This is a genomic window from Actinotalea sp. JY-7885, from assembly GCF_014525465.1.
In the GTDB taxonomy this organism is placed as follows: Bacteria; Actinomycetota; Actinomycetes; order Actinomycetales; family Cellulomonadaceae; genus Actinotalea.
On the sequence record NZ_JACEXH010000332.1, the window covers coordinates 1 to 1107 of the forward strand.

2 protein-coding genes are annotated in these 1107 nt (G+C 78.5%); both read left to right on the forward strand.

Annotation, left to right across the window (positions count from 1 at the left end; translation table 11 throughout):
• Positions 1-865: hypothetical protein (locus tag IDM29_RS16815; protein ID WP_188037851.1), on the forward strand; the 865-nt coding region annotated here is incomplete at its 5' end.
• A 42-nt stretch (positions 866-907) separates the two neighbouring features.
• The coding region (locus tag IDM29_RS17045; RefSeq protein WP_223148450.1) for a zinc-ribbon domain-containing protein at positions 908-1107 on the forward strand (200 nt) is incomplete at its 3' end.

Below are 1107 nucleotides of genomic sequence, written 5' to 3' on the forward strand. Positions count from 1 at the left end.
CGGCGCGGCCACCGTCGACACCGGTCTGGCGGCCGCCGCCCAGCTGCTCGTCGTCGCAGCCCTGACGGGGGCGACCGTCGCGACCGCCGCCCGCTGGGGCGCGACGCGCCGTGCCCGCGACGAGGCCGCCGACCACGCCCTGATCCTGCTCGTCGTCCTCGCCGGCGCGGCGCTCGTGTGCGCCGGCGTCGTGCTCATGGGCCTGCCCCCGGTGCTCGCGGCCGCCGTGCTGCTCGGTGCCGTGCCGCTCGTGCTGCGTGCCCTGCCGAGCATGTCCGTCGACGTCCCGGACGAGCAGCTGGTCGACGTCGCCCGCGTCGCATCGTCCGCCGTGGGCGTCCGCACGCCCGAGCCCGAGCCGCTCGGCGCCGTGAACCACCGCATGGTCCAGCGCACCGTGCACAGCGCCGAGCGCCGGCGCGACGTCGGCACGGTCGTGGTCTCGCTCGTCCCGCCGCTGACCGCCCCCCTCGTGCTGGCGAGCGCGGAGCAGGGCGGCCTGACCGGGTGGGCCTCCCTGGTCGCGGTGCTGCTCGTCGCGCTGTCGCTCGGCCTGCAGCCGCGCACGACGCGTGGCGCCGTCGTGCGCTGGGCGCCGCGGGTGTCCGCGGGCGTGCTGCTCGTCGAGCTGGGGCTGCTGGGCGCGGCGGTGGGAGGCCCGGTCGCGCTCGTCGCCACGGGGACCGCGGTGGGCGTGGGTCTCGGGGTGGCCGCCCTGAGCCTGTCCTTCGGGCGCGGGTGGCGCTCGGTCGGGTTCTCCCGGCTGGCCGACGGTCTCGAGGGCCTCTCGACCACGCTCGCCCTGCCGGTCAGCCTGGTCGGCGCGGGGGCCGTCGAGGTGCTCCGGTTGATCACGTCCGCCTGACGCCCCGTTGCTACGCTGACGCCCGACCCGACGCACGTGGAGGTGAGCCCGACCGTGGAGACCACCTGCCCCACGTGCCACGCCGCCGTCGCACCCGGCAGCTCCTTCTGCACCCGGTGCGGCTCCGTCCTCGGCGTCCGGGAGATCGCGCCCGACGTCGGCGGCGGCCAGCAGTGGGGCGGCGCGCCGCGACGCGACCGCCGCGCACGCGGCGCCGCGGGTACCACGCCGCCGCCGCCGGC